We start from the raw sequence: 2749 nt of genomic DNA on the forward strand, positions 1-2749 counted from the left end.
GCCCTTCTTCGTTGTCCAAATACCCATGCCCCGCACCTCGCCCGCCCCCGGTTGACCCGACGCAGGGGCCGTCCTACGGATGACGGATCATCAGAAAGGCATTCCCCATGAGCTTCGCCCAAGGCGCCGCCGTCCTTGCCATTCCCGGCCCCTCGCCCGCGCCCGACCGCGTGCTGCGCGCCATGCACCGCGCCTCGCCCGACATCTACGGCGAGGCGCTGGCGGCCGAGAACCGGGCGATGATCGCCGGGCTCAGGCGGCTGGCCGGGACCGCGGGCCATGTCGTGCCCTATATCGGCAACGGCCATGCCGGCTGGGAGGCGGCGAACGTCAACCTGCTCGACCGGGGCGAGCGGGCGCTGGCGCTGGTCTCGGGCCATTTCGGCCGCGGCTGGGCCGCCACGGCCCGCGCGCTGGGGATCGAGGTCGAGGAGCTGGACTTCGGCCTCGCGCCCCCCGACCCGCAGCGGCTGGCCGACCGGCTGGCGCAGGACCGCGAGGGGCGGATCCGGGCGGTGCTGGTCTGCCAGGTCGATACCGCCAGTTCCGCCCGCGCCGACATTCCCGCCCTGCGCGCGGCCATGGGCGGCCATCCCGCATTCCTGGCCGTCGATGCCATCGCCTCGCTGGGCTGCGAGCCCTTGCGGATGGACGAATGGGGCGTGGACCTGCTGGTCTCGGCCAGCCAGAAGGGGCTGATGGTGCCGCCGGGGCTGGCCTTCGTCTGGTTCTCGGACCGGGTGAAGGCGCGCGGGCGCAGCGGCCTGGCCACGCCCTATTGGGACTGGACCCCGCGGGCCGAGGCCGAGGCGCTGTGGCAGTTCTGGGGCGGCACGCCGCCCGTCCAGCACATCTTCGGCATGAACGAAGCGCTGCGGATGCTTCTGGACGAGGAAACCCTGCCCGCCGCCTGGGCCCGGCACGAGGGGCTGGCGCGGGCGACATGGGCGGCGCTGGAGCGCTGGGGCGCGGGCCATCCCGGCATCGGCGCGCTGATCGCCGATCCCGCCGGCCGCGCCCGCTAGGTCACTGCGGCCCGGCTGCCGCAGGCCGGCGCCCTGCGCGAATGGACCGCCGCCCGCGCGGGGGTGACGCTGGGCATCGGCCTGGGCGCCGCCGATCCCGACAACGCGCTGCGCATCGCCCATATGGGCCATGCCAATGCGCATCAGCTGCTGGGCGTGCTGGCGGTGGTCGAGGCCGGGATGACGGCGCTGGCGATCCCGCATGGCAAGGGCGCGCTCGAGGCGGCGGCGGCCGAGATCGCGCGGCTCGCCTGAGCCCTTGCGGCAGGGCGCCGCAGACCCAACCTTTCCGGGGCAAGGCACGAAAGGCGACAGATGCGCATCACCCCCCTGCCCGAGTTCCAGTCCGAGGCCCTGCTGCCCGGCCAGGATTTCGCCCCGATCGAGCGGCTGATCCGCGACGAGGCCCAGGAACACGGGCTGGAGCTGCATACCGGCCATGGCCGCTCGATCTGGTGCCAGGTCGAGATGGGCGAGTTCGGCGCCAAGCGGCGCGGCGACGGCGTGCTGGTCTTTGCCCGCGCCCATCGCGCCGAATGGCTGGGCGCGATGCAGCAGGCGATTTCCGAACATCTTGGCCAGCACCTGCCGGCGGCGGCGGCAGCGCTGCGCTGGCCCTCGACCGCCGATGCCGGCAAGCCGCCCGGCAATTTCAGCCTGGCCGAAGTCGTCGGGGTCGAGCCGCTCTGCCCGGATTTCCTGCGCGTGCGGCTGGCCGCGCCCAACCTGCACCGGCTTGCCACCGAGGATTCGCTGCATTTCCGGCTGGTCCTGCCGCAACCCGGCGACGACGCGCCGGAATGGCCGCGTCTCGGCGCCAACGGCCAGATCCTCTGGCCCAGGGGCGACAAGGCGCTGCACCGCCCGGTCTATACCGTGCGCCGCATCGACGCCGATGCCGGTTGGCTGGAGCTGGACGTTTTCGACCATCCCGGCGGGCGGGCGGCGCATTGGGCGCAAAGTGCCCGGCCGGGCGCGCGCATCGGCCTGCTTGGCCCCAGCGGCGGCGGCATCCCGCAGGCCGCGCAGCTGATGCTTGCCGGGGACGAGACCGCCTGGCCCGCCATGGCCCGCATCCTCGAATCGCGCGCCGGCAGCGCGCGGGGCCAGGTCTTCCTGCTCGGCGCCCGGCCCGGCTATCCGCTGCCCCGGCCCGCGGGCTTCCGCATATGCCACCTGCCCGGCGGGACCGCGGCGCTTTGCGCCCTGCTGCGCGACGAGCCGCCCTTGCCCGGCAGCTATCTGTGGGCGGCAGCGGAAAAATCCGAGATTGCCGCGCTTCGCGCCCTGCTGCTGGAAACGCTGGGCCACGACAGGGCGCAAAGCCACCTGGCCGCCTATTGGTCGGCATAAAGCGCGGCAGCCCGTCCGCGGAATAGTTGACAATTTTACCTTGGTGATCGATACGAAGCCCAAACCGCGGCCAGAGGGTCGGCGGCATGCCAGTTTGCATGTGCCGCGCCCAGCAAGATGCGGACGGATCGAATGCCGGAACTATAAGGATCGCCATGACCCAGAAGTCACTGCCGCGCCGTAGCGCGGGGACCGCCGTTGCTTTGACCTGCCTGCTGCTCGCCACGCCGATCGCGGCGCAGGAAGCCGCCACCGGCGGCCAGACCAGCCCGGCGCCCGAGGTCCAGACCCAGCCGGCCGCCCCCGCCGGCGAAACCGCGGCCCCGCAGCCCCAAGTCCCGCAGCCCGCGACGCCGGAAGCGGCGGCCCCC

General features: G+C 73.0%; 1 protein-coding gene and 2 pseudogenes. All 3 read left to right on the forward strand.

Going from position 1 to position 2749, the window contains the following annotated elements:
* Window positions 1-107 precede the first annotated feature (107 nt).
* Window positions 108-1280, forward strand: a pseudogene (locus tag IT40_RS26135) (pyridoxal-phosphate-dependent aminotransferase family protein).
* 60 nt (window positions 1281-1340) lie between these two features.
* Complete coding sequence (locus IT40_RS26140; protein WP_036761396.1) at window positions 1341-2378, forward strand: siderophore-interacting protein; 1038 nt, start codon at window positions 1341-1343, stop codon at window positions 2376-2378.
* 155 nt (window positions 2379-2533) lie between these two features.
* A pseudogene (locus IT40_RS28185) lies at window positions 2534-2749 on the forward strand (tonB-system energizer ExbB); the annotation flags it as partial.

Source organism: Paracoccus versutus (assembly GCF_000763885.1).
Lineage (GTDB): Bacteria > Pseudomonadota > Alphaproteobacteria > Rhodobacterales > Rhodobacteraceae > Paracoccus > Paracoccus versutus.